Below are 24015 nucleotides of genomic sequence, written 5' to 3'. Positions count from 1 at the left end.
GACCTCGAAATTGAAAAGGTAGAAGTAAACAGCCCTCTGATCTGCATAAACGTTAACTTACGAGAATTCAATCAACGCGAAGGCCGCTGCGCGTAAAAAGTTAGCCTAAGTTTACATAATATGTGTTATCAATTTCGCACGGCCGTCCCAATTTTAATATTGAAATTCGAACTCTAATCGCGTATGCTAGTCCCATAATTAATTGCGAGATCGGAGCGTTTGGATATGCATCCAACCGAATGCACGTTTACTGCAAGCGGGTTCAGGCGAGAGGAATTCGATCACTTCATGTCCATTGCCCGCGAGCTGGGAATCAAGGTCGATTGCGCAGTTTCATCGAGCGGCAAGACGGCGACGGTGCACGTGTCCGACATGCCGGACGTCCAGGACGCGGAAACCATGAGGACGCGGCGCGCAGGCCGTCCGAGCAAGGGCGTGGTGCTCCCACATGATTCCATATTTAATAATGAGACTACCTGCGCCGAGTACCTTGCATGGCAGCAGAACCATTCGGTAGAAGAAGGGATGCGGCAACTCGGCTTGAAGCGCACAACGTATTTCCGCAGGCTCAATTCGATCAAGAAGGCGGTTGAAGAGGCCGAGCGCTTGAACGCAGGCCGCAAGAAGAAAGGCATGAAGCCGCTGTGTCCGCTGCTCGTGCACGTGCGCTGACACTTGAAGCGGGACGCCATTACGATCATGCGTGGCATGGCGGTAGATAGGAGACATGGGAATGGAAAGAATGACGAGGAGAGGGCAAGCACCTGTGAAGAAAGAATTGGTCGAGGCATCGATGAGCGCCTTCGTATTCTGGATGGGGACGATCGCCATCGGCTACATGCTCGTCGCCAACAGCGGATGGAGTCTTCCTTTGTTTCCTCACATGCTGCTCCTATTGCTCGTGTTCGCAGTCGGATCCGTCTTTTCCACGGCCTCATTCTTCCTCACGGCCGCGCGATACTTGCACACCCGTGGAAGGAGAGATCCTGGAAATCTGGACGACTACCCTTCCTTGCGCACACATATCGCCCAGGTGCATGAGCAAGAAAATCGATGACGAACGAGAATCTGCGTTGATCAAGATACCGCTCGATCTCCACGGTTTTCTGAATCTGCGCCCTGGGGAGAGCGGCAGGATGGCGACGGTGCGCGTATCCGACATGCCGTCAGTCTGGGAAGCCGAGACTATGGGAACACGGGGAGCGCAGGGGCTCGACCAAAGGCTCTGTTCTTCAAAATGATGCCATATTTAAAAATGATACTACATGCTCCGATCATATTACATGACAGAAAATGCACTCATCGGAAGAGGGGATCGGAATGCCCGGAAAGATGACGAACCGCGAGTTTTACCATGGGACTCCGGAGCGCGATGCCAAGACCAAGGTTCGTGGATACGTGGGAATGAACAACGTGCGCTTGGTGACGATAGAGTACGACGGCGAGTACGTGGACACGGTGAAGGAGCGCTACTACGGAGTGTGGCTCGACCTTCCCTGCGAGCGCGAGGAGGCCTACTGACCGCACGACGAGGAAGCGATACCCTACCGGCCCCTCCCCTTTCTTACCTCATCGACAACATCTGCAGGTGCGAACAGCTCCCATATTTCCACTCCAAGGGCTGATGCGATCGGCTACGTACCGAACGATGAATTGGACACGATCGCAAGAGGCGTCTACGTCAGCTTGCCGAAAGAGCTCCACTGTATGAGCAACCCGATCCACGACGGCATCCGAAAGCGCCTCAACGAGAGCCGGAGCGGCTAGGATCCCAAACACTCCACAAACTGTTCGATTGCCTCCGGCACCCATGCGGGCCTACAATTGTATCAAACATTTGTTCTCTATTACGGAGGTAACAGGTCATCATGCCAGACCGCGACGTCCTGCACAGCGACATAAACTGCTGCTACGCGCAGATCGAGTGCCAGGCACGGCCCGAGCTGCGCGGCAAGCCCGTCGTGGTGGGCGGCGACGAGGAGGCGCGCCACGGCATCGTGCTCGCGAAGAACCTCATAGCCAAGCGCGCCGGCGTCAAGACCGCGATGGCGCTGTGGGAGGCGCGGAAGGCATGCCCCGGCCTCGTCGTCGTGCCCCCTGACTACCGGCTCTACATGGACGTGTCGCGGCGAGCCAGGGAGATCTACTACGATTACACCGACCGTGTAGAGCCCTTCGGACCCGACGAGGCTTGGCTCGACGTCACGGGCACCCGCCGGTGCCTCGGGCTCTCCCCCGCCGAGATAGCCCGCGAGGTAAGCGAGCGCATGGTCGCCGAGCTCGGCATCAGCGTGTCGGTCGGGGTGTCGTGGAACAAGATCTTCGCCAAGTTCGGCAGCGACTACAAGAAGCCCGATGCCGTCACGGTGATAACGCGGGAGAACTACCGCGAGGTCGTATGGCAGGCCCCTGTGCGCGACCTGCTCTACGTAGGGCCCGCCACGGAGCGCAAGCTGCACTCCTCGGGCATCGACACGATAGGCCAGCTCGCGTGCGCCTCGGACGAGCTGTTGCGCAACAGGCTCGGCAAGATGGGGTTCGTGCTGCGCGGCTTCGCGCGCGGGCAGGACGCTACCGAGGTCAAGCCCTACGACCGGGACGCCGCCGACGTCATGCGCGAGATCAAGAGCTACGGCAACGGGCTCACGGCCCCCAGGGACATATGCGACCCGCAGTCCGCCAAGGCGTACGTCTGGATGCTCGCCGAGAGCGTCGCCCAGCGCATGCGCGAGGGCCGCGCCAGGGCCCGCACCGTGTCGGTCGGCGCAAGGGCCGCGGACGACCTCTGCACCCGATCGCGCCAGTGCAAGCTGCCGGTGGCCACCGACGTGACGCTCGAGGTAGCGCGCGCCGCTTGGGGCCTCCTACGCGAGCTTGAGCCGCTAGACGCGAGCCATCCCCTGCGCGGGATCCACGTGCGCGCCTCCGACCTCGAGCCTGCCGACGCCGACCTGCAGGCGTCGCTCTTCGACCCGCTTCCCCGCCGCACCGAGATGCGCGAGCTCGACGCCTCCGTCGACGACCTGCGCCGTCGCTACGGCAACAAGTGCGTCGTATGGGGCGCGCAGCTCGTCGACGAAGGCGCGGCCAGCGTCGACGCCAAGGCCGACAACACCGTCCACCCCGTCAGCTTCTTCCACTCGTGAGGAGCTGCTAAATGCATGGAATCGAGAGCCGCAAGAAGACCTACGTGGAGGCCGTGGTGGACATCGACCCCGACGGCCGCCAGCGACCGCTGGCGATCTACTGGGGAGACGGACGATGCTTTGTCGTGGATCGCGTGCTCGAATCGAGGCGCGCGGCGAGCATGAAGGTCGGCGGCCACGGGATCCGCTATACCGTTGAGATCTGCGGAAGGACAAAGCACCTTTGGCATAGCGACGACGGCCGATGGTACGTAGAGGAGATCGTGCCCGGCAACGCCGGGGCACTCTAGCGCACCAGGTCGGACACCTCTACCTCCAAGGCCTCCGCGATGCGACACAGCTTGTCGAACGTCACGTTTATCTCGCCTGCCTCGAGCAGGCTGATGTAGGTCTGGTTGGTGCCGACCATCCGGCCCAGGCGTTCTTGGGATAGCCGCTGCTCCACCCGCTCGACGCGGACGGCATTCCCAAGTCGCTTCCTTCGCTTGTTAAGCTCTACGTCATCCATTCCCCCATTCTCATTTGTTATATGCAATGATTTATTCAATATATATAATGTTTAGCACTCAGCAAGGAAATGAAATAGTCGCGAAAGGAGCGACTCGTGGACCCAGGATCCGCAAGGCCTGCCATGGATAACAGCCCATGGCCATAGTCGTGAAGCTCGAGGCGCTGATGCTGCAGCACGGCATATCCCTCGACAAGATAGCAGCTGCGACCGGGATAACGAACGTCAACGTATCCAGGTTGAAAACGGGGAAGGTGGTCGCCTACAGGGGGACTACGATCGACGCCCTCATCAAGGCGCTCCGAGCGCTCGGCGTCGAAGGATGCGACGTGGCAGACGTGCTCGGCTTCGTGCCGGACGATGAGATCGCGAGCATCGGCGAGGGGGTCTACATCAGCGTGCCGAAGAACCTCCATCACATGAGCAATCCTTACAGCGACGCCGCGAGGGCGAAGCTGCGCGGCGAGGGCGGTCCGAAGACACAATGAAAAGCGAGCAGTAGCGGGTTGGCGAATTGAATCTAAGCGCAGGTCATATCCCAGATTCCCTCAACCGGATCGTCGAGGCGGCCGACGATCTCTTCGCGCCGTACGGAGACGAGGCCGACGTCTACGTAGTGGAATCGATCCTGCATAGGGAGATAGGCAGGATGGCCCTGCAGGCGAGATCCGGGGCGATCCGGCCGCCTCGACCGGAGAAAGGCGCGAGCCCCGCCTGCAGCGCTGATCGAAACGACAGCGGGCTCCTGATAGAGGCGATCGCCGAACGCTCGGCGCTCTTGATTGCTGGGCTCGGGGGCGACGCGGCATCGAACATCGAGGCCGCCATCCACAACGTTATAGCCAGGCGAGGTGCGTCGAGCCGCCGGGCGGTTGGGATCCGTTCGGTCGGTAAGACAGAGGGCAGGCAAGGATTCCCAAATTCCCCTTGACTGCCGGCACCGGGAGGCAGATCATTTTTTCACTGCCGCACGGCGAAGCCGTGCCGATGCGGCCGATGCCTTTCGGTCATCGGGGGATGCCGTCCGCATCTGCGAGGATGTGCAGGAGCTCCTCGGCGTGCCATTGCATGTCCTCCGGTGTTTCGAGCGAAGGGTTGCTGCGCGTCATCTGGTCGATCTCGGCCAAGAGGGGTACGATCCTTCCCGGTGCCACTCGGCCGAGTCTTTGTAGGGATGTTTGGGAGAGCTTTGAGACGTCGAAGCACCAGGTTGTGCCGCCCGCAGGGCGGTTGTCCAAGGTATCGCGCAGCGATTCCGGCATCCCGCCCTCGTGGCGGGCGTCCGAGGAGCCGCGGAGCGGCGTACGCTTTTCCACAATGCGGCGGCAATAGGACAGGAGAGATCTCACAGGTTGAAGGATTTTAGATGTTTTACGCTCTTTAAGATCGGTTAGTGCGCAAAAACCCTGATCACTAGCTTCGTTTTCAAGCCCCATGGCCTTCGTCCTTTTTTCTGGTGCGCTTTTCTCCACATGGTTATCCACTTTCGGCGCTTGCGCCGCGAGCGCCGCATGCTCGCGAGCGCGCTGGCGCTCGCGGCGCTTCTGGCGCGCCGACTTGCTGTAGTGCGCGTATCCCTCGTAGTTGTAGTACACGTTATGGAAGGGCTTGCGCTCAACTGTTCTCTGGAGCTCTCCATGCCAATTGGACGCATAGCAGCACGCGATCCCGAGGATGTCGCGCAGCTTGTCCCACTTCACGATGTACTTGTTCGATTGACGCGATCCGTCCTCGGCCCTGCCCCCCGTGCGGACGCGCTTGAGGACGCCCAGGCGCTCGAGCTCCGCGCGGATCGAGTGCGCCGACCTCGGCGATACGCGCGCCGCACGCGCCAGGCCGTCGTAGCTGCAGTAGAGCACGCCGCTCGACGTGGCGAGCCCCACGATCGCGCGGATGACCTTGCGGCGCGCGCCCGTGACCTTGTACCCGCCGTCCTCGCGCGGGACGTTGTTCAGCTCGTCGAGGCGCGCGAGGATCTGCCTGTCGCCCTGCCGCTTGCGGTATCGCTTGATGGACTCGTGGTAGAGGTAGCTCGCGTAGGCCTGGTCGAGCTGCCATTGCCCGAAATCAAAGAATTCCGCGCCCTGCTCCTCGTAGTACGCCTTGGCGTCCCTCTGCCAGACGCTCGCCGCAACGCGCTTCTGCAGCTGCCAGCGGGTCTTGGGATCGGGTTCTTCTTCGGCAAGCGTGCCGACGTAATCTATGTGCTGCTGTATGTCCCGTATCGGTCGTTCCATGCCCTGGCGGCACGGGTTCGGCAACTCTCGAAAACCGGCCCCGTACGCCGTCGTATGGGGCGATATGAGGGCTTTCCGGGGCAGATTTGCATATAACTACCCAAGGGTGGTACAATCCACCTCTATCAAAAGTCTTTGGTTTTCGAGTTTTCGGAAACCGCAGGGGCCTCGGGGGCGAACCGGGGCCTCGTTGTTTTCCTAAGCCGTCGCTCCCCCTGCCGCATCACCTCCTTTCAGCTTCCTTTTGCCGCAATACCGCCATGTTGTCCAATCTGGACGGTCGGCCGAGATCCTCGATCGACGCGCATCCTGGTTGGCCACGCGGTTCCGGATTGCGCAGACCGGGCTTTTTGCCCATGGCCGGCGCATGCCGGAAAAGGCAGCAAGCAGCCACCACGGGGTCGAGAGCCCGTGGTGGCTGCTTGCTTTGAAGATGAAGGTAGTGGTGCTGCGGTTGTGTTCCATTGCGCCTTCTGGTCGTCCGGCGCGGAATCGTGACGGCTGCGAGCCGATGCGGTTGCCTGCAACGCAGCAAACCGAGGGGTTGACACACCTCTCCCGGTCAGCGATAATAGAGCAACGACAAAGAGCTCTTCCAATATCACGAAACCGCCGTCTGCGGTTTCTTTCTTTTTTGGGGTTCGTTCCCGGCGTCCCGCCGGAATCCATCACCTGGTTCCTTTCCTGAGCGACAATGATACCATACGCGCCGATTCCGCGAATATCGCATGTTGTGTTTTCGCGCCGCACCGTCACCATACGTCGACCACCTTGCCGTCGCTGAAGTACAGCATGCTCGCCGCGTCCATCAGCGTCGCCTTGTCGGTGAGCAGCGCCTCGACGATCCTCCCTGCCAGCACCGCGCCGTCGGGATTCCCCCGTTGCGACAGGATCGCCGCGAGCCCGCCCAAGCTCGACGGCGCGTCAGACGCGATGGCTGCCGCCACCTCGCGCTTCGCAGCGCGGTATTCTCCGGGGAAGAGCTCCTCGATCATCTTGAGCGCCCTCCGATCCTCTTCCGACAGCCTTTCCTCGCCGGCGTCGGAAAGCGGCGCGTCGGCTGCGATGCCTCTTCTCATCTTTCTCCTTCCCGTGCCGCGTTCAGCTCGGCTGCGCGGCGATCGGCCGCGCGCCTCGAGACGAACACGGAACCGACGAGCCCGAACCTGCGCAGAGCCGACGGCTCGACCGTCGAGGCGACGCCGAGGAACTGCGCGCCGTCGCCGAAGTCGATGAACCTGACCGGCGGATCCACGCATACGCCGCTCGAGACGGAAAACAAGCCATCGGCGCCGCGGCATATGCAGTAGACCGTGTCGCCAGGCTCGATCATCCCGACATCCGCCCTGCCGGCCTCATCCCAGTAAAGCCCGTCGACCGTCATCTCAATCCCTCCGTCGCTCTCGCTATCTCCGCCTCGAGCTGGCAGTCCTCGGCAAGCTCCGGCAGGTACCGCCGCATCAGCGCGCACGCGTCCTCCGCAGACGCCCCTCCCTTGATCTCGGCTGCAGCGGCGCGGAAGCACTCGAGGGCGCACCCCGCGTCGTAGCCCCCTTTCGCGTAGCTGGCGGCCAGCAGGTTGATCAAGGGCTTCACGACGCGCACGTACCCATCCCAGCCTGCGTCCAGCACGCCCTCGCCGTCCAGCACCTCCGACGGTGCGAGAACCTCGGCCGGGACGGGCAGGGGCCTTGCGGGCTCGATGCGCCTCGGCCGGTACGAGCCTCCCCTCCCCTCGTAGGCCCGATGCACCGCCGAGGCGGCCGCCTTGAAGCTCGCGATGACTTCCTTCATCCCTTCCTGGCCCAAACCCCCGCCCGCAGGGGCGACGACGTCCCCCATGCCGAAGTACGCCTCGACCATGCCGTACGCGCCGGCGCAGTCTATCTCGCCCGACGACAGGATGTCCTCGACGGCCCGCCTGTCGCACGAGAGGCCGCATACGGGCTCCGTCACCGCCCCGTCGCCCTCGGTCGCCTCGTACGGGTAGCGTCGCATGAGGGCCATCCCGGAGGCGCCCCTCACGAGGACGGGGACGGCCATGTCGGCCCTGGCGACGGCGCGGCCGTCCCTCTCCCAGTCCTCGGCCGGACGGCACCAGCCGGATCCCGCGCCGTGGGCCCACGCCAGGGCGGCGTTGAGGGGCCCGTAAGTCCTCACCCGGCGCGTGCCGGGATCGTACGTTGCCGTCGCCGCGATGCAGGACAGCAGGCGGGATTCATCGCCGGCCTCCCGGCACTCCTCTATGACCCGCTCGGCCTCTGCCGTGGCGTCGGCCACCGTCGTCGGCAAGGACGTCATCGCCCACCGCCTCCCTTCTCGGCAGCCCCGTAGCGCGCCGATGCACGGCACGCCCTTATGAGCTCGTCCAGGTTCGTGCTCTTATAGGTTTCCATGTCGCCGGCGTAGAGCCTCTCGTAGCGTGCGAGGTCGTCGTCCTCGCCGCCCGCCGCCGGCATTCCCTGATCGACGAGCCGTTCGGCGAGGCGCGCGAGCGCCTCTGACGGCGTCGGGCAGGGGCCCGATTCCACGGCGGCCGAGCCGAGGGCGCCGTCCGGGAGCCAGGACGCCGCGTAGCCGTCCCCGCCGGCCGAGGCGACGGCGAAGCAGGGCGCGCCCCCCGGCGCGCCGCCCAGGCGGCCGAGCGACAGCGGGTGCTCCGCTGCGGCGCGCGATCCCCGCGCGGCCACCGAGAGGATGCCGGCGGGCCCGTCGAGGTGCCATCCCCTGGTCGCGAGATCCTCGGCCTTGGCCGCCTCCTCGCCGATGCGCGCATCGGACACCCTCCTGGCGACGTCGTCGACGTCGCCAGGTGACGTCGCCCCCGCTATCCTCAGCCGCTTGGCTACGGCGAGGCCGGTCGCCTGCTCCACGACGGTGAGCACGGCCCCTTCCGCCCGCTCGACCGTGCCCCAGGGCGCGGCGTACGCGCACGCGCCCGACAGCTCGACGACCGCCTCGTAACCCGGGCGGCACTCGCACACGTAGGACGAGCCCGCTCGCGACCACGCCGTCATCTCCCCGCCCCCCTGGACGGGGCGGCGGCGCGGGCGGCCCCTTCGGCCCCGCTCGCCAGCATGTGCCTGGCAGGGCACCGGAGCCCCTTCTCCGCGGCCGATGCGGCCGTGCGCGTGGCGATGTCGGACGCGATGCTCCCGGCGGCCCTCGCCGACGGCATGCTCGCGCCCAGTATGGCCCTCGAGACGTCCTTCCCCACGGCCACGAAGTCCCCGCCGGCGTCGATGGACGCCAGCGCAGCGTCGCGGACGTTTCGCACGAGCCCGTAGAACCCGATGCCGTTGGGCTGGCCCTCGCTGGCGTCCCGGTCGGCCGCCAGCGACTTGACCAGGGCTAGCGGCCGCCCGCCGCGCAGCGCGACGGATCCGGCCAGCTCTACGAGCTGGCATTGGTCCGACGAGGACAGCCCGTCCGAGCACTTGGCGATGAGCTCGACGGCCTCGCGCACCGCTCCCCTGACGTCCTCCGCCCCGTAGGCGGCCTCCCCCGCCTCGACGGCCTTCGCCATCCCGTCCCATCTCAAGCCCTTGTCCTCCGCGCCGACCCCCATGACGGGCGTGGCGAAGTAGGACGCCGTCTCCATGGCGGAAGCGTCGAGCCCCTCGTAGGCGTAGACCGAGACGTCCCAGCCCCTGTCTATCCCCCTGTTAACCATGATCAGCTCCGCCCGGTCGAACAGCACGAGCCCGGAGTCCTCGAGCGAGAGCTGGTCGCCTCCTATCTCGCTCGCCTCCGCCACGGCGGCCAGGGAGGGATCGTGTCCCTTCTCGCCGATCTTGGCGTCCAGCTCGGCGAGGCGCTGCTTTACCTCCAGCAGGCGCCGCTGCTGCGGGAAGGGCTTCCCGACGCCCTCCCTCGCGGCGGCAAGCTCCGCCTGGGCCCGCTCGAGCCTTTCGGCCGCGGACGCGGCGTAGCGCTCCATGTTCCTCGCCTCTCGCTCGATCCTCGTGACCGCCCCGATCCCGCTGTCCGCCCCCTCGAAGGTCATGGCAGGCGCGTGTCCGACGCCGACGCGGAAGCAGCCCGTGCCCGCCTGGAACGTCGCCGTCACGTCCAGCCCCATGATCGAGCCGACCACCTGGGCCTCGCCGTACGACTCTGCGCATGCCACGAGCGCAGCCCTCAGCGCATCGGCCGCGTCCGTCCTCTTCTCGCAGTACGCCCCCATCACGGTCATGCCGGGGAAGCCGCCCTCGGGGCCCTTGCGCGCCTTCACCGTGGCGGCGTCGCCCCCGAGCCTCTCGATCGCCTCCTCGGCCGAGGCTATCTTCGCGGGGCACACCTCGTCGCGCAGCCGCCGGAGCTCCGCCTGGTCCCTCCTGTGGGCCCGCTCAAGGCTGGCCAGGCGGGGCAGCTCGTTCTGCAACTCTAGGCGCTCTTTCACGTCCGGGTCCCCGGCGCAGAGCGCCTTGACCTCCGCGTAGGAGAGCGCCGCCTGGTCGATGTCATCGGCGCTGCGGGATGCTGCGCCGGATCCGCCGAACACCTGGCCTATGAACCGCTGCTTGTGCTCGACGGTCTGGTACATGTAGCTGTCGAACGTCCCCTTCGTGACGTACCGGTAGATGCCGACCTCCTTGTTCCGGTTGCCCTGGCGCAGTATGCGCCCCTCCCGCTGCTCGAGGTCAGTCGGTCATTTTTTGCGGACAGTTCAATACATGCCCTTCGGTTCCTCTCCCTACTCCTGCGTTTGCTCTCGTTTGATTTCTCCCTCTGTATCCTCTTAGCACAAGCGGGACAATACTTTGATATTCCAGAGCTGGGGACGTATTCAACACCGCACACCGTACAATTTTTAGGCTTTAACGCCGTCCACCGCTTTGTGGGTGTGATATGTAATTCACCGACAAAGCCGATGAATTTATAGTAAATCTTGATTTCCTGCCTTACTGTCCCGTCCGCAAGTTTCTCACGTTCCGAAACAAGTATCTTGTCTATGAGTGCGTTTATGATGGTTGCGTCCAACTCTTTCAGCCCCTGATAGTTGCGGATTAGGGATAGAAAGTCCCTCACGCCCTGCGATTTCTCATAGCTGTCATTGAGCGTTTCCGTTACCTCTTTCAGCCGTGCTTCAATTTCAAGCTGCTCTTTCTGGTATTTCCCCGACATCATCTCAAAATTCCGCTCCGTGATACGCTCCATTACCTTGTCCTCATAGAGAGAGGAAAACAGCCTGTCAAGCTCCGCAAGGCGTTTGTTCAGCTTCTTCTTTTCTTTCTCTAATGATTTCGCCCTGCTCTGGTCTGTTTCCGTGAGCCGCCTTTCTATGGCTCTGACCGCCTTTTCATCATTGACCGCCATATCCGCAAAGCGGTTGATGTCGGCAAGGACGGCATTGAATAAGTCCCTCGCTTCAATGCTGTGTGCGGTACACATAACATTGCCATATCTGCCATAATTATTGCAGGTGTATTGTACGCAGTCGATGATGTCGGGGCGTTTCCTCCTGTTGGCACTCGCCGCCCGCATCGCATAGCCGCAGTCCGCACACTTATGTCCGCCGCTTCATCAGCGATAAAGTCCAGAGGATTCCCCTCGCTGTCCGTAAATCCGTCCAGAGATAGCAGGCTGTTCCTCGCATCTAATTTTTGCAGGTAACGCCACCGCTCCCTGTCACGGTAGAAGTCCGCATATTGCTCCCTTACGACTTCAAGCAGACAACCTTGGACGGGGATAAACAGCTTGTCCATATATCCCTTGTCGGCTTGCCTGCGGCGGCAGAAATCCGTATAGGACAGTTCCACATAGCCGCCGCTTTCTTTGATATATACTTTTCTTGGTGCGTATTTCACCGCTAATACCTCCAATCTGAATTTTTGAAATGTAAAAATCCAGATGGAGAGGCGGGGAGCGGCAACGCACACCAGAAACAGCCCTGCGGCACTTTCCAACAAAAAACGACAAAAGAAAAACCGCAAAGGCTCTGTGACCTTCACGGTTATGGGAAATACAAATTCTGTTGTATGGAGATTGTACTTCCACTTTCAAGGTGAGAAGTACCGCTGCACTGGCAGAAATTTTTTTAACTGGTTTCCTGCCATTCTCTGATATGCTATGTATTGATAAATTTTACTTCGTATGAGCAGATGAATAACCGCCCGAAAAAAGAACATAAAAAAATCCCTCCAAATTTAAAAACAAATTCAGAGGGTAATTTAGGGTATAACAAAATAACCCACCCGAATATCGTTTTTTTTATTTGGTGAGTTTGTTCTTTCAAATACGAAACAAAAAGAGCCGATGATTCGTGAATTGTTCCACAATTTCATCGGCTCTGCGTCTTAAGCGTCTGGCTCTTTGATGACAGTTATCTTCAAGTTGTCAACTTTAATCAAGCTTTCTTGTCTGCATTTTGGACAATAAAGGGGATAATTCTCCAAAACAGTGTCCTTCCTAATTTTATTACGGGTTTTGCTCCCACAAACAGGACACAATATCCATTCGCATTTCATCATAATTAGTCTCTAATCCTTTCAAATCTCATTTTATATGACTTTTGCAAGCTGTTAAGCTAACTTGTGGAACATATGCCGAACCTTATCTATACGGCTATTCGGGCGGCGGGGTTGGCAAATAAATTTACCAATAGCTGGCTGGTATCCTTTTAACTCTGTCAAGCAGACTCCCTGCCCATTTGTGAAATAAGTTAAATCGTTCCTGTATTCTTGAATACATCTGGCAGGGATTTCTCCTTTCAGAATGACCTCGTCATTCTTTACCTGAGTACTTACAATATCTGCACAATACCTTGGGGCATCATGATACGCCCGTGAGAGATATTCCTGCGGTGCATAAATTTCAAAGTGGAGATATGGCTCTAATAGTTCTGTCCCTGCTTTTTTTAAAGCCTGCTCCAATACGATAGGGGAAAGCAGCCGAAAGTCTGCGGGGGTACTTACAGGACTATAATACAATCCATATTCAAAACAGATTTTACAGTCTGTCACTTTCCATCCATACAGCCCCTGCTCGCAGCCATAAAGAACCCCCTCCATAACCGCATTTTGGAACGATTGGTTTAAATATCCAAGTGAAACTCTGCTTTCATACTGCACTCCGCTTCCAATAGGGAGCGGCTCTATGGACAACCCGACAGAAGCCCAGAAAGGATTTGGCGGGACTTCTATGTGGATGGTATATTCTGCTTTTCTAAGCGGTCTTTCCATATATATAACAGTAGGCTCTTTTATTTCTGCCTCCACATGGTATTTTTCCTCAAGGATGGCACAAATGACTTCCATCTGCACATTCCCCAAAAAAGAAAGTATAATCTCATGCGTTGTAGTATCCACATAATATTTTAAAAGAGGGTCGCCATCTGAAATTTCTGTAAGTGCCCCAAGCAATATTTCCCGCTGTTCAGATTTCTTTACTGCAATCGTTGTTTGGAGCATAGGGAGAGGATTTTCAATAAATTTTCTCTGCGGCAACAGCATTTCGTTCCCCAAAATACTGTTTAGCTGCAAAACATCATTTGGTAAAATTACAATATCACCAGAGCAGGCTGTATCGGATGAATATAATTCACCGTTTGTCGGAACACACATCTCTGTGATTTTTATTTTCTCTTTTTCAGATATTTTAATAACATCCCTCAAATGCAATGTTCCGCTATATATACGCACATAAACAAAACGCCGCCTTTTCTCTGAATATTCAATCTTAAAAACCTGCCCGCATAGTTCAGATTGACCTTCAGGCGTTGATGAATAAAACTTACTGGCAATCACTTCTATAAGCTGCCGAATCCCCAGATTGTTTTTAGCACTTCCGTGATAAACGGGAAATAACGTTCCGTTTTGGAATCTCCTGTTTTCTTCCTGTTCCAGTTCTGACATTTTAAACGGTTTCCCTGACATATATTTCTCTAATAGTTCATCGTTTCCCATAATTACCGCATCCCACTGTTCCATATCGTCATTGTCCGTTACATTTATATGGGGATGCTGCCCAACCTTTTGCTTCACTATAATTTCCGAAGAAAGCTTTGCTTTCATTTCTTGATATACCATTGGCAAATCAATCCCCTCTTGGTCAATTTTATTGATGAAAAAAATTGTCGGAATCTTCATTGTCTGTAGTGCATGAAACAGTATACGGGTCTGTGCCTGTATGCCATCCTTTGCAGAAACTAATAATACTGCTCCGTCTAATACGGATAAAGAACGGTATACTTCCGCCAAAAAATCCATATGGCCTGGCGTATCTATAATGTTGACTTTTACATCCTCCCACTGAAAAGATGTCACTGCTGTCTGGATAGTGATTCCCCTTTGACGCTCCAAATTCATTGTATCTGTCCTTGTTGTGCCTTTATCTACGCTCCCTGGTTCTGCAATTGCACCACTGGTATACAATAAACTCTCCGTTAATGTTGTCTTTCCTGCGTCAACGTGAGCCAGAATGCCTAAGTTAATTATTTTCATGTGATTTTCCTCCTATCAACACCCAAAAAAGGGCATAAAAATACCCAGTGATAAATACTCCTATCACTGGGTAAATAACTCCAATAGCCCCAAAACACTTATATGTTTTCGGGCATATAAAATTACATGATAAAAGTATTCTTAAACTGGGTACAAAAAACTAAGCCCCATATTAAAAGTGAAACGGGACTGCTACTTTTTGTTCCCACTATCAAATTGACAGTTTATTTAAGAATACCTTGCCGCATATTTATTAACTCCTTGTATAATACTGAATCTAATTATATTCCTTAACCCTTTATTTGTCAAGCTGACAAACTAAAGCAGAAAAAGCGGCAGGATTTCCCCCTGCCACTAATCATCTGTTTATGCAAAAATAATTTCCTTTTCCACAATCTCCCTCGCACAAGCCCTTATGTTATTGAGGCATCCTGTCCATTCTAAGGCGTTTTCTGCCTTTAGCTGTTCCGTTATGCCCTGTGCCTGTTTCATACCCTCTATGAGCCTTTCAAAGCGTTCCTGTGCCTGTCTGTCAATGTCGGCAAGGTAAGCGTTAAGTCTGCCGCTTGTAAGAAGATTGGTGTATGTAACTTTGCAGTGATGCTTCAGATAATCCAAATGCCGCTGTCCCCAGATGCCTATCGGCTGTTCTTCTTCGGCGGGTACAGTTAAGCACGGTATTAAATAATCGCCTTGCCTTTCGTATTTGCCGCCCATTTCCTCAAAAATTGTCTTTGCCATTGTCTGTTACCTCCACATTCTTTTTTATTTTGAATGTCCGCAAAATCCGTCCTACATCGGACGGCCGCCACGGGCAGTCGAGGTGGTGGAGGGCCACGAGCCTCGTCTGGACGTTAGTCCCCTCGCCCAGCTTCTGGGTGCTGCCCATGAGCACCCTCACCTCGCCGGAGCGCGCGGCCTCGAAGAGACGGGCCTTGGCCTTTTCCGTCTTGGCGTCGTGAACATAGGCTATCTCCCCCGCGGGTATGCCCATGTCGACCAGCTTGCCCCGCAGGTCGTCGTACACGTTGAAGCCCTCGGGCTTCGGGGTGCTCAGGTCGCAGAACACGATCTGGACGCCGCGCGCCGGTTCGCTGTCCCTCCATATGCCCCAGATCTTCTGCGCGGCCGCGGAGGTCTTCGACCAGTCCCCGTCCGGCAGGTCGGGGATCACGAGCCTCTGGTCGAGGGCGAGCTTTCGACCGTCGTTGGTCACGACGAGCATGTTGTCGCTCGCCGGGTCGACGGATCCCGACCTGATCGCGTCGGCCCGCCTGCCGAGCTCCGCCACCATGCGCACCTGCTCAGGCGACGGCTCCAGCGCCACGTTCTCGCGCCGCGCCTCCGGGATGCCCGGCAGCGCTATGTCGGCGGCGGTCTTGACGTCGCAAACGGAGGCGAACATCGTGATGAGCTCGGGCAAGTTGGTGAACGACGAGAACCTGGTCTTTACCTGGAAGCCGGAGCCCTCCGGCTTGAGCTCGAGCGAGGTGGTCTTCCGAGCGAACATCGACGCCCATGCGTCGAAGCCGTTCAGCCCGGCGAGCGCGAGCGTCTGCGGCTGCAGGTAGCGCTGCATGTTGTAGACCTCGGTCATGCTGTTGGACACGGCCGTCCCCGTCGCGAACACGACCCCCTTGTAGCCCGTCCGCTCGTTGATCCAGCGCGTCTTGTAGAGCATGTCGGACGCGCGCTGGCTGTCGCCGGCCTGCAGGCCGGCCACGTTTCGCATCTTCGTCTCCGTGAACAGGTTCTTATAGTGGTGGGCCTCGTCGACGAAGATGCGGTCGATGCCCAGGTCGGTGAAGTCGAGCATGTCGTCCTGGTCGTGCTTACGCGTCTTCTCGAGACGCGTCTCGAGGCGCTTCCGGCGCCCCTCGAGCTGCTTGACGGTGAGCCTCTTCGCGGCGTCGTCAGACATCCTCGCCTGGTCGATGGCGTCCTCGATCCTGATCTTTTCCTCCTCGATGTAGCGGGCCTCCAGCTCGGGCGGCAACGGGATCTTGGCGAGCTGCGTCTCGGACACGATGACCGCGTCCCAGTCGCCCGCCGCGATGCGCGCCACGAAGCGCTTGCGGTTGTCCTTCTCGAAGTCGGCGTCGGTGGCCACGAGGATCGACGCCTGCGGGTAGAGCCGCATGAACTCGATGCCCCACTGCCCTACCAGGTGCTTCGGCACAGAGAACAGCGGCTTTGAGGCAAGCCCCATCCTCTTGAGCTCCTGGGATGCGGCGGCCATGGTGTAGGTCTTGCCCGCGCCGACGCAGTACCAGAGCAGGGAGTTCCCGCCGAACACGATCCTCGCGGCCCCGTCCTTCTGGTGCTTCGCCAGCTCTATGTCGGCCGCCATCCCCTCGAACGACAGCAGCGAGCCGTCGAACTGCCTCGGCACAAGGGAGTTGAAGCGGCGGTTGTACTCGGCGACCAGGGCCGCTCGTCGCGCGCCGTCCTCCCATACCCAGTCACGGAACCTCGAGGCGATGGCGTCCTGCTTCGACTGGGCGGCGATGGTGGCCTCCCTGTCGACGACGGACACGGTCTTCCGCGCGGCCGGGTCGTACATCGTCCTGTTGACCACCGCGTCGCGCAGGTTAAGGGACGCCTCCATGAGGTCGAGGGCGTTGCGCGCGCGGGTGCCGTACACCCGGTCGACCTTGGCGCCGTACACCTTGCCCTTGTTCGATATGCGCCACTGGGACAGCTCGGGCGAGTACGCGACCGAGATCTGGTCGCGGGAGCCCTCCACCCTGTGGCTCCTGGGCAGCTGGAACACCTCGTAGGCGAACTGCTCGTACACCGCCGCCGGTACCCACGTCGCCCCCAGCTCGAGGGAGATCTCCTCGGCCGGGACGTCGGGCGGCAGGGCCGACTCGAGCGCCTTGACGTTCGCCTCCATGTCCTCGTCCCCCCGGTAGAGCCTCGCCTCGTCGAGCTTGACCCGGACGTTGCCCGAAAGGTACTCCTCCGCCGTCACCAAGGCCGACAGGGCCGGGTCGTAGTACACGCGGCCGGAGAGGCCGGCGCGGATGGCCTCGGGCGCGAGCCCGGATACGGACTCCATGTAGCCCATGTCGACGCGGCCGACCGCGTTGAGGGACATGGCGAGCGCCTCGGCGGCGTCGGCCGCCGTGCGCCGCTTCGGCACCGGGCGGACGGTGCGCCGATCGAACAGGGCGGCCGGCTCCCACTCCCCGTCGACGGGATCCTCCCACGACGACAGCAGCGGCGCGTAGGCGTCGCCCCGCATCGCAATGACATTGGGCTTGTCGTTGAGCCGGCCGTGCTTCTCCACGAGCCGCTCGTAGGCCGCCTTGAAGGCCGTGCGCGCCGACTCGATGGGCTCGTCGTCGGCCCCGGCCGACTGCAGGGCCAGGTACTCCCTGCCAAGATCCCTCAGCCCCGCCAAGGCGCGGATCCGCGCTTCCTGCGATTTGGGCCCGCCGTAGAGGCGCATGGTGTCGCCCTCGCGGTACCACAGCGCGCCGTCGACGACGCCGTAGCAGCCGTCCGGCACGGACGGGTCGGCCTCGATCAAGTCGGCGGCGGCCGCGCCGCCGCGCGCGGCGGGCAGCGGGCGCTCCTCGTAGGAACCGGACGCGAGTTCCATGAGCCTCCCCGCGAGGGAGGCGGCCGCCTCGGCCCAGTCGCCCTTGCAGGCGAGCTGCGGGCCGTAGGGGCCGGACACGACCTCGAGCTCGCCGAGCACGGCCTCCCGGTGCTCCGCGATCCAGCGGTTCACCCGCACGCCGTCCGAATGCTCCACCGTACCGACCCATGGGAGGCCGGCGGCCTCCTCATTGGAGATCCTCTCGTGCCTCTTCCTCAGCACGACGACGTCGCTCGTCACGGTCGTCCCCGCCGACGCCCTGAACGTGCTGTCGGGCAGCCTCGCCGCGCAGACCAGCTCGGCCCTGGCCGCCAGCTCGCGCCTCGCGGAGCTCGACTTCTTATCGAGCGTTCCCGAGGCGGTGATGAACGCGACGAGGCCGCCGGGGCGCACGTGGTCGAGCGACTTGGCGAAGAAGTAATCGTGGACGAGCATCCCCTCGCCGGCATGGCGGCGGTCGTAGACCGAGAACTGGCCGAAGGGGACGTTGGTGACGGCGACGTCGAACGAGTCGTCGGCCAGCGTCGTCGCCTCGTAGCCCTTGCACTGGACGGCCATGCCGGGGTGCGCGTGCTGCGCTATCAGGGCGGACACCGGGTCGGGCTCCACCATGGTGATGCTGGCGAGGCCGGCCATGCCCTCCGGCATCGCGTCGGCGAACCGGCCCGTCCCGGCGGCCGGGTCGAGCACGTTGCCGGCGGAGAACCCGGCCATGGCGAGGTAGTCCCACACCGCGCGGGCCACCTCGATCGGGGTGTAGTAAGCGGTGAGCGTGGACTCGCGCGCCTTGGCGTACTCCCTCTCCGTGAGGCCGGCCTTGAGCCTCTCGCGCTCGGCCGCGTAGGCGTCCGACGTCTCGTCGAACACCTCGGCGAGGCCGCCCCACCCGACGAACGAGAGCATCCTGGCCGCCTCCTCGGGCGTCGCCTCGCGGCCCTCGCGCTCGAGCTCCTTCGCGACCATGACCGCTTCGATGTTCCGCGCGATCCTCGTGCGGGAAGGAGCCGGCGAGGCGTCCCCGATGGGACGGCGGGACGGCTCCGTGGCCGCCGTGCCCTTCTCCGGCGATGCGGCGTGCGCCGCCCGCTCGGGCGAGGGGGCCGGCGACGCCGGCTCGAACACGGGGGCGGCGTCCGACGGCTCGAACAGCAGGTCGAGCGACATCTGGCCCTCCATCACCTTCCTGCCGCGCCTGGAGGGCCGGCGCCGCGCCGCTACAGGCTTATCGCTATGTCCGGTATCTCCGAGATCATGGCCTCGTTCTCCGCCGCCGCGGCGGCGTTCATCAGCGCCGCCTTCTGCTGCGCGTCTTTTGCCTGGGAGCTCTGCGGGGACCGCATCCACGCCTGCGCGGCGGCCGTCCTGCGCGACTCCGCCAGCAGGTGAACCATGGCCATCTCCCTGCCGACCTGCTCCTCGCTCTTGCCCTCCAGCGTCTCCGGCGCGTGCTGCAGGCGCCAGTCGCGCATCGCCACCGCCACGGGATCCTTCGCCCAGCCTTCGAGGCCTAGCTGCCACTCCAGGTGCTCCTTCTCCAGGCCCGCCTCCCTGGCGTCCCGCTCCAGCTCCCTGTAAAGCTCGTCGTAGTTCATCATCTCCGGTCCTCTCTGCCAAGCCGTGCTCGACGGCCATCTCCGCAACCTTGCCCGCGTCGCCGCGGCCCACCGTCTCGTACCGCCCCGCCGTGGCCCTCTCGACAAGGGCCAGGACGTCCGCGTCGATCCTCTCGGCCTCGTCCTCGGCGTGTATCCGGGCGCGGGGGTCGTACGCCCCCTCCCTGGCGACGATCACGTTGACCGACTCCTGTGCCTCGAACTCGTCCTGCGCGAGGGCCGCCAGCCTCGCCGCCCTGTCCTCGTCGGCGTCGGGGGCGAGGTAGGCGAGGCCCATGATGGCCGGCGAGTCCGCCACGACGAACTGCACGAGCCCGTCGAGCCGGCGCTCGCGCGCCGACTGCCGGCGGTACAGCTCCTCCTGGCTCTCCACGCTGCCGTCCAGCAGGCGCGCCGCCTCCTGGTCGCCGCGCGCCGCGTCGTAGATGCAGTCCTTGACCACCTCGCCGACGCACTCGGCCGTGTAGCCGCGCGCCTTGAGCTCCGCCGCGACGGCGTACGCCATCGTCGACTTGCCGGAGCCGGGCCCGCCGAACACGTTCACGTGCACGGATCCCGTTGCGCCGCCCTGCGCGCTCATCGCTCGATCCTTATTCCGTTGTGAATCCGGGATTTCGGTCCCGTGTCGCTTCTCGCCGCCCGCGCGCCGCCTGGATTTGGGAGATGGCTCGCGCTCGGGCACGGTGCCATTATCTCACCTATCGATGCCTTTGTGTAGTGCTCGGCCATGTCTTTCTCCCTTTTTTCAAAAACTCGACTATTCAAGTTTTCCAGTTTTCCAATACCTTGGTTCTCAAGCCGCCATCAACGCGACCGTGAGCGCCGTCAACGCGACCGCCGCCGCGGTCGTCATCCATGCGACGAAGGCCCAGCCGACGGCCATCCCCGCGGCGGCGAGGCTCCCCTTGGCCGCCCTGCGGCGCCGCGGCGTCCCGTCCGCGGCCTTCCAGCGCGAGGCCGCGATGGCGGCCACGTCCGCGAGCGCGCCGAGCCCGAGCAGGCCTCCCGTCAGCAGCCATACGATTGCCGTAGCGATCTTGCCCGTATAGAACCTGTGCGCCCCGGTGAACCCCAGGACGCTGGCGAGCGCGAGCGCGACGTGCCAGCTCTGCGAGTTCGGCTCTTCGGACTCCTCTTCCCGCAGCGGCCGCTGCTCCAACGGGTACGGGCAGAACAGCTTCGACCCGTCGGCCAATGTGACCCACTCGCCCATATCCGCCTCCGATCTAGTACACCAACGAGATGGTTCCGAAAGCCCCGCCCATAAGCGCCATGACGCCGCCCGACACGGCGGCCTGCAGGCCCTTCTTCGCGGCCACTGCGTCGTCCGAGTGGAAGAAGTAGTCGTAGAAGCCGTTGATCATCCAAAGGGTGCCGAGCGCGATCAGGCCCGGAACGGCGAACTCGCGCATGAAGCCGTTCAGGCTCCCACGGCCGAGGTCGTAGGCCGTGAAGGCGACCATGACCCCTCCCGTCGCGAGCATGCCGAGCGCCTGGCGCGCCGCGGGCCCGTCGTCCGAGCGGTTCTGGAAGTACCGGTACGCCCCGAATGCGGTGAGGACGTACCCGGCGAGCTGCACGATGGGCTTGAGCACCTCGCTCACGAGCCTGTCGAGAGTCATGCCGTCCTGCCCCAGCGCCGCACCGTACCCCCATGCCCAAGCCTGGGAGGCGTCGGCAAGGGAGAGCGCCGCGGCGAGCGCGACGACGGCGGCTGTCTTCGATCCATGCCTCATGTCACATCATCTTCCCGACGACCTTGTACGTCGTCATCGTCGAACCGAGCACGACCACCAGCAGCGTCGCCGTGTAGATGAGCCCTCCCCGGATGATCTGCCAGATGTCGCCGCCCGACGTCACGATCACCCCTTCGAGGATCATGGGCGTGATGATGACGACCGCCTGGACGACCGCGATCATGATGGCCGCGCTGCCGATCTCTTTGAAGTACATCCTGCCGGCCTCGGCCCACTCCTCGCTGAGAAGGAACGCCACGGGAATGCTACAGAATCCCGTGAGCACGCTCGCCTCGGCGAACCTGGCCAGGATCACGGCCTCGCCCGCGAAGGACACGATCATCGACATCACCCAGAAGAAGAGAGCGCCGAGGTAGAGCAGGAGCAGGCTGCCGATGTAGGAGCCGAGCGCCCCTGCTATGCCGGCGTTGCCGGAGGCGTCGCCGGCGGTCTGCCCGAGAGCGGAGTTGACGGCCGCGGACAGCGCCGCCTGGTCGAAGGACACGCCGGCCGACCCGCCCGGGGCGTACTGGGAGATGGCGTTCGATATGCCGTCGCCGGCGAGGAGTATCCCGTATATGAGCAGCGGCGCGAGGTCGATCAGCGTTTTGTACAAGAAGAACTTGACCAGCATCATCACGAGCTCGTAAAGCCCCTCCCCATGGATGAAGCTGCCGTCGGTCGCCGTGACCTTCTTGAACACCCCTTGGAAAAGGAACACCATGATGAGCGACTCGCCCACCGGCGCGGCCGCCTTGTTGATGACGGCGATGACGTCGGCGACGCGCGAGGCGTCCACGTCGAACTTGTAGGACGCGAGCTGCGACAGCCAGGTGTCGGACGCCGACTGCATTATCGCCGCCACGCCGTCGCCGAGGCCGAGGGCGGTGAAGAAGTTGTTGACTATGCCGGAGATCGACAGGCCGGTCAGATCCTCGATCCACCCGCCGTAGGCCGTATCCGCGAGGATCATCATAGCGAGCATCGCGATCAGGACGCATGCTCCCGCCAAACTCGTGCGGAAGACCACGCGCCTCCACCGGGCTGCACGATCTACGGTTGCGGACAGATGGCTGATGACGGGATCGGGAGCGACGGCACCCTCGTACGCCGGCGCGCGCCTCATAAAGCATCGCCCCCGCGCTCGATGCGCTCGGGCTTCTCAGACCCTCCGGTCAAAGACTCCAAGGGGACGACCGTGCACGTGCCGTAGTCCAGGGAGTAGGCGACGCCTACGTCGGCCGCTTTCGAGCCGTCGGAATCCAGCAGCTCCACCTCCAGGTAGGACGAGGCGGTCGACGACGGGAAGCTGAGCACGGCCGAAACGTACGCGCGAGACGCCTCGATGCCCTTCTCCTTGCAGTACGCCCCGAGCGCGGCGCGCACCGCATCCTGGTCGACCCGCGTTGCCTCGGCCTGATCGGGGGCGATGTCCAAGGACAAGGCGGGCTCCTCGCCGTCCGCATCGGCGCCGGCCTGCCCCGCTCCCCCCCGGTCGTCCGGCGCGGATTGCTGGACGGCGGGCGCGGCGTCCCTCTTGGAAGGGGACGGGCCGACGCATGAGAACTCGTTGACGGCGACGTTGACGGCGACGGCCAGGGCGAGGAGGGTGATCGCCGTGCGCATGGCCCGCTTCCGCCGGCGCTCGATCTCGTCCATCTCCTCGGCCGTGTCGGGGTTCGCCCTCCATAGGTTGTCGTGCTTCATCTTCACTATAAGTACCGCCTAACCTGCCAGTTGTAAGTGTTCGCCACATAGCTCGATACATCCCCCGAGTAATGGGGGCCGGGCGCGTGGCCCATGCCCATCAGCTGCCCGTCTCCCACGTACATCTCGACGTGATCCCATGTCGGGTTGTACCCGTTAAAGTTGCAGAACACGAGGTCGCCCGGCTCGAGCTGGGAGGCGGAGACGCCCTGCCCTCTCGACCCCGAGGCTATCTCCTTGCCTCCGAGCGACTGGTCGCCGGTGTACCAGCCTATGTCCATGCCGGTGACGGCTAGGTAGGCCGCCCTGCACATGCCCGAGCAGTCGGTGGCGCCCGTCCTGTCGGGATCCACGCGCAGGCTCGCATCCTGGGAGTACACCAGCCACTTGTTCTCGCGCGCCTTGACCCATTCGGCCACGGCCGCCCCGTCGCCCGACGCTCCGTAGGACACCTCGTAATGCTCCAGCACGCGCAAGGGGTAGTTGGGCGTGCCGATACCGTAGCTTCGCGCCAGATCCTCGCTCCACCTGCCGCCGTTGGACAGCGCGTAGGCATGCCAGCCAGGGCCCGAGTTGTACGTCTGCAGCACGTTCTTCAACGCCTCGAGGTCGCAAGGGTCGTCGCATCCCCAGAGCCGCAGCTTGTCGGACAGGTACGCGCAGCCCTGCTTGACGCTGGCCGAGCACCACCAGTCGTCGCCGTCCGCACCCGTCACGGGGTCGGCGACAGTGCCGGCATCGGGGAATCCCGGGCGGGACGCCCCCGTCGACTCGGCGCACTGGAACGGGTCGTGGTCGGCTATCTTCCAGCCGGCACCGCCGCTCTCATGCTGGCAGACCGCCAGCGCGAGCTCGACGAACTCCCCCTTGCCCTCCTGGTGCATGTAGTAGGACACGTAGGGCCTCAGCGCCTGCACCTCCTCCGACAGGCCGACGGCCCTCGCCTGGGTCGAGGACGCGCCAGCGCCGCACATGCAGAGGACGAGCCCGCAGAGCGCGAGCGCCGCGAGCATGGCC

At 61.8% G+C, this 24015-nt stretch carries 24 protein-coding genes and 2 pseudogenes; 7 read left to right on the top strand and 19 right to left on the bottom strand.

The annotated features are described in order from the left end of the window. Positions 1-225: 225 nt before the first annotated feature. The 5 genes from GT613_RS14780 (at position 226) to GT613_RS14760 (ending at position 3436) form a co-directional block, all read left to right on the top strand. On the top strand, positions 226-672 hold the full coding sequence (locus GT613_RS14780) for a hypothetical protein (protein WP_015539655.1): 447 nt from the start codon (positions 226-228) through the stop codon (positions 670-672). 94 nt (positions 673-766) lie between these two features. Continuing rightward, positions 767-1057, top strand: a complete 291-nt coding sequence (locus GT613_RS14775; protein WP_021409105.1) for a hypothetical protein — start codon at positions 767-769, stop codon at positions 1055-1057. A 263-nt stretch (positions 1058-1320) separates the two neighbouring features. Then, a complete protein-coding gene (locus tag GT613_RS14770; RefSeq protein WP_009307218.1) occupies positions 1321-1521 on the top strand; it encodes a hypothetical protein in 201 nt (66 codons plus the stop codon). Between the two features lie 347 nt (positions 1522-1868). Beyond that, complete coding sequence (locus GT613_RS14765; protein WP_015539657.1) at positions 1869-3146, top strand: DNA polymerase IV; 1278 nt, start codon at positions 1869-1871, stop codon at positions 3144-3146. Between the two features lie 11 nt (positions 3147-3157). Continuing rightward, the gene (locus GT613_RS14760) at positions 3158-3436 is read left to right on the top strand and encodes a hypothetical protein (protein ID WP_009307220.1); all 279 of its coding nucleotides are present in this window, start codon (positions 3158-3160) and stop codon (positions 3434-3436) included. Here GT613_RS14760 and GT613_RS14755 read toward each other — a convergent pair. Further along, a complete protein-coding gene (locus GT613_RS14755) occupies positions 3433-3654 on the bottom strand; it encodes a helix-turn-helix domain-containing protein (protein WP_161172712.1) in 222 nt (73 codons plus the stop codon). The two genes, GT613_RS14760 and GT613_RS14755, sit on opposite strands and share 4 nt — an antisense overlap. Before the next feature lie 137 nt (positions 3655-3791). On the opposite strand from GT613_RS14755, the gene GT613_RS14750 reads away from it, so the two are divergent. Both GT613_RS14750 and GT613_RS14745 read left to right on the top strand, forming a co-directional pair. After that, positions 3792-4142 carry a helix-turn-helix transcriptional regulator gene (locus GT613_RS14750; RefSeq protein WP_009307222.1) on the top strand — a complete coding sequence of 117 codons (351 nt, stop codon included), beginning with the start codon at positions 3792-3794 and terminating at the stop codon, positions 4140-4142. Positions 4143-4168: 26 nt separating this feature from the next. Beyond that, positions 4169-4585, top strand: coding sequence for a hypothetical protein (locus tag GT613_RS14745; RefSeq protein WP_035586669.1), 417 nt, complete (start codon positions 4169-4171; stop codon positions 4583-4585). Positions 4586-4661: 76 nt separating this feature from the next. On the opposite strand, the gene GT613_RS14740 is transcribed toward GT613_RS14745, so the two are convergent. From GT613_RS14740 to GT613_RS14645, 18 genes and pseudogenes are all read right to left on the bottom strand, one after another. Beyond that, positions 4662-5891 (bottom strand): hypothetical protein, encoded by a 1230-nt coding sequence (locus tag GT613_RS14740; protein WP_021409099.1) that lies wholly within the window; start codon positions 5889-5891, stop codon positions 4662-4664. Between the two features lie 198 nt (positions 5892-6089). Beyond that, the gene (locus tag GT613_RS14735; protein ID WP_147270999.1) at positions 6090-6650 is read right to left on the bottom strand and encodes a hypothetical protein; all 561 of its coding nucleotides are present in this window, start codon (positions 6648-6650) and stop codon (positions 6090-6092) included. Next, on the bottom strand, positions 6644-6970 hold the full coding sequence (locus GT613_RS14730) for a hypothetical protein (RefSeq protein ID WP_015539661.1): 327 nt from the start codon (positions 6968-6970) through the stop codon (positions 6644-6646). The genes GT613_RS14735 and GT613_RS14730 overlap by 7 nt, the downstream gene beginning before the upstream one ends. Next, a complete protein-coding gene (locus tag GT613_RS14725) occupies positions 6967-7275 on the bottom strand; it encodes a hypothetical protein (protein ID WP_021409103.1) in 309 nt (102 codons plus the stop codon). Before GT613_RS14725 ends, GT613_RS14730 begins: the two co-directional genes overlap by 4 nt. Next, entirely contained in the window at positions 7272-8192 is a 921-nt protein-coding gene (locus tag GT613_RS14720; protein ID WP_015539663.1) for a hypothetical protein, read from the bottom strand. The genes GT613_RS14725 and GT613_RS14720 overlap by 4 nt, the downstream gene beginning before the upstream one ends. Next, complete coding sequence (locus GT613_RS14715) at positions 8189-8908, bottom strand: hypothetical protein (RefSeq protein WP_114516674.1); 720 nt, start codon at positions 8906-8908, stop codon at positions 8189-8191. The genes GT613_RS14720 and GT613_RS14715 overlap by 4 nt, the downstream gene beginning before the upstream one ends. Further along, positions 8905-10437, bottom strand: coding sequence for a hypothetical protein (locus GT613_RS14710; protein ID WP_161172711.1), 1533 nt, complete (start codon positions 10435-10437; stop codon positions 8905-8907). Before GT613_RS14710 ends, GT613_RS14715 begins: the two co-directional genes overlap by 4 nt. Positions 10438-10534: 97 nt before the next feature. Then, positions 10535-11414 (bottom strand): annotated as a pseudogene (locus tag GT613_RS15600) (DUF4368 domain-containing protein); the annotation flags it as partial. After that, positions 11399-11701, bottom strand: a pseudogene (locus GT613_RS14700) (sigma-70 family RNA polymerase sigma factor); the annotation flags it as partial. The pseudogenes GT613_RS14700 and GT613_RS15600, both read right to left, overlap by 16 nt. Before the next feature lie 489 nt (positions 11702-12190). Continuing rightward, positions 12191-12364, bottom strand: a complete 174-nt coding sequence (locus GT613_RS14685; protein WP_011528024.1) for a cysteine-rich KTR domain-containing protein — start codon at positions 12362-12364, stop codon at positions 12191-12193. Between the two features lie 51 nt (positions 12365-12415). Beyond that, positions 12416-14335, bottom strand: coding sequence for a tetracycline resistance ribosomal protection protein Tet(O) (tet(O), locus tag GT613_RS14680; protein WP_000691759.1), 1920 nt, complete (start codon positions 14333-14335; stop codon positions 12416-12418). Between the two features lie 366 nt (positions 14336-14701). After that, positions 14702-15076: a TnpV protein gene (locus GT613_RS14675; RefSeq protein WP_001140406.1), complete on the bottom strand. Its 375-nt coding sequence runs from the start codon at positions 15074-15076 to the stop codon at positions 14702-14704. Continuing rightward, positions 15057-20135 (bottom strand): AAA family ATPase, encoded by a 5079-nt coding sequence (locus GT613_RS14670; RefSeq protein ID WP_204987387.1) that lies wholly within the window; start codon positions 20133-20135, stop codon positions 15057-15059. Before GT613_RS14670 ends, GT613_RS14675 begins: the two co-directional genes overlap by 20 nt. Before the next feature lie 213 nt (positions 20136-20348). Continuing rightward, on the bottom strand, positions 20349-20768 hold the full coding sequence (locus GT613_RS14665; protein ID WP_161172710.1) for a TM2 domain-containing protein: 420 nt from the start codon (positions 20766-20768) through the stop codon (positions 20349-20351). A gap of 13 nt (positions 20769-20781) precedes the next feature. Next, a complete protein-coding gene (locus GT613_RS14660) occupies positions 20782-21291 on the bottom strand; it encodes a hypothetical protein (protein ID WP_015539638.1) in 510 nt (169 codons plus the stop codon). A gap of 1 nt (position 21292) precedes the next feature. Further along, on the bottom strand, positions 21293-22417 hold the full coding sequence (locus GT613_RS14655) for a hypothetical protein (RefSeq protein ID WP_226844602.1): 1125 nt from the start codon (positions 22415-22417) through the stop codon (positions 21293-21295). Continuing rightward, positions 22414-22998 carry a hypothetical protein gene (locus GT613_RS14650; RefSeq protein WP_154270805.1) on the bottom strand — a complete coding sequence of 195 codons (585 nt, stop codon included), beginning with the start codon at positions 22996-22998 and terminating at the stop codon, positions 22414-22416. The genes GT613_RS14655 and GT613_RS14650 overlap by 4 nt, the downstream gene beginning before the upstream one ends. A 5-nt stretch (positions 22999-23003) precedes the next feature. After that, the coding region (locus GT613_RS14645) for a lysozyme family protein (RefSeq protein ID WP_192935165.1) at positions 23004-24015 on the bottom strand (1012 nt) is incomplete at its 5' end.

It is taken from the genome of Eggerthella sp. BIOML-A4 (genome assembly GCF_009875575.1).
In the GTDB taxonomy this organism is placed as follows: Bacteria; Actinomycetota; Coriobacteriia; order Coriobacteriales; family Eggerthellaceae; genus Eggerthella; species Eggerthella lenta.
This window is presented reverse-complemented; position numbering and strand designations above follow the sequence as displayed.

Bases quoted from the DNA above. Each gene is read 5' to 3' on its own strand.
- GT613_RS14780 (WP_015539655.1), top strand. From the start codon at position 226: ATGCATCCAACCGAATGCACGTTTACTGCAAGCGGGTTCAGGCGAGAG.
- GT613_RS14770 (WP_009307218.1), top strand. From the start codon at position 1,321: ATGCCCGGAAAGATGACGAACCGCGAGTTTTACCATGGGACTCCGGAG.
- GT613_RS14765 (WP_015539657.1), top strand. From the start codon at position 1,869: ATGCCAGACCGCGACGTCCTGCACAGCGACATAAACTGCTGCTACGCG.
- GT613_RS14760 (WP_009307220.1), top strand. From the start codon at position 3,158: ATGCATGGAATCGAGAGCCGCAAGAAGACCTACGTGGAGGCCGTGGTG.
- GT613_RS14755 (WP_161172712.1), bottom strand. From the start codon at position 3,654: ATGGATGACGTAGAGCTTAACAAGCGAAGGAAGCGACTTGGGAATGCC.
- GT613_RS14750 (WP_009307222.1), top strand. From the start codon at position 3,792: ATGGCCATAGTCGTGAAGCTCGAGGCGCTGATGCTGCAGCACGGCATA.
- GT613_RS14740 (WP_021409099.1), bottom strand. From the start codon at position 5,891: ATGGAACGACCGATACGGGACATACAGCAGCACATAGATTACGTCGGC.
- GT613_RS14735 (WP_147270999.1), bottom strand. From the start codon at position 6,650: ATGGTGACGGTGCGGCGCGAAAACACAACATGCGATATTCGCGGAATC.
- GT613_RS14730 (WP_015539661.1), bottom strand. From the start codon at position 6,970: ATGAGAAGAGGCATCGCAGCCGACGCGCCGCTTTCCGACGCCGGCGAG.
- GT613_RS14725 (WP_021409103.1), bottom strand. From the start codon at position 7,275: ATGACGGTCGACGGGCTTTACTGGGATGAGGCCGGCAGGGCGGATGTC.
- GT613_RS14720 (WP_015539663.1), bottom strand. From the start codon at position 8,192: ATGACGTCCTTGCCGACGACGGTGGCCGACGCCACGGCAGAGGCCGAG.
- GT613_RS14715 (WP_114516674.1), bottom strand. From the start codon at position 8,908: ATGACGGCGTGGTCGCGAGCGGGCTCGTCCTACGTGTGCGAGTGCCGC.
- GT613_RS14710 (WP_161172711.1), bottom strand. From the start codon at position 10,437: ATGTACCAGACCGTCGAGCACAAGCAGCGGTTCATAGGCCAGGTGTTC.
- GT613_RS14685 (WP_011528024.1), bottom strand. From the start codon at position 12,364: ATGATGAAATGCGAATGGATATTGTGTCCTGTTTGTGGGAGCAAAACC.
- GT613_RS14675 (WP_001140406.1), bottom strand. From the start codon at position 15,076: ATGGCAAAGACAATTTTTGAGGAAATGGGCGGCAAATACGAAAGGCAA.
- GT613_RS14670 (WP_204987387.1), bottom strand. From the start codon at position 20,135: ATGAGCGCGCAGGGCGGCGCAACGGGATCCGTGCACGTGAACGTGTTC.
- GT613_RS14665 (WP_161172710.1), bottom strand. From the start codon at position 20,768: ATGGGCGAGTGGGTCACATTGGCCGACGGGTCGAAGCTGTTCTGCCCG.
- GT613_RS14660 (WP_015539638.1), bottom strand. From the start codon at position 21,291: ATGAGGCATGGATCGAAGACAGCCGCCGTCGTCGCGCTCGCCGCGGCG.
- GT613_RS14655 (WP_226844602.1), bottom strand. From the start codon at position 22,417: ATGAGGCGCGCGCCGGCGTACGAGGGTGCCGTCGCTCCCGATCCCGTC.
- GT613_RS14650 (WP_154270805.1), bottom strand. From the start codon at position 22,998: ATGAAGCACGACAACCTATGGAGGGCGAACCCCGACACGGCCGAGGAG.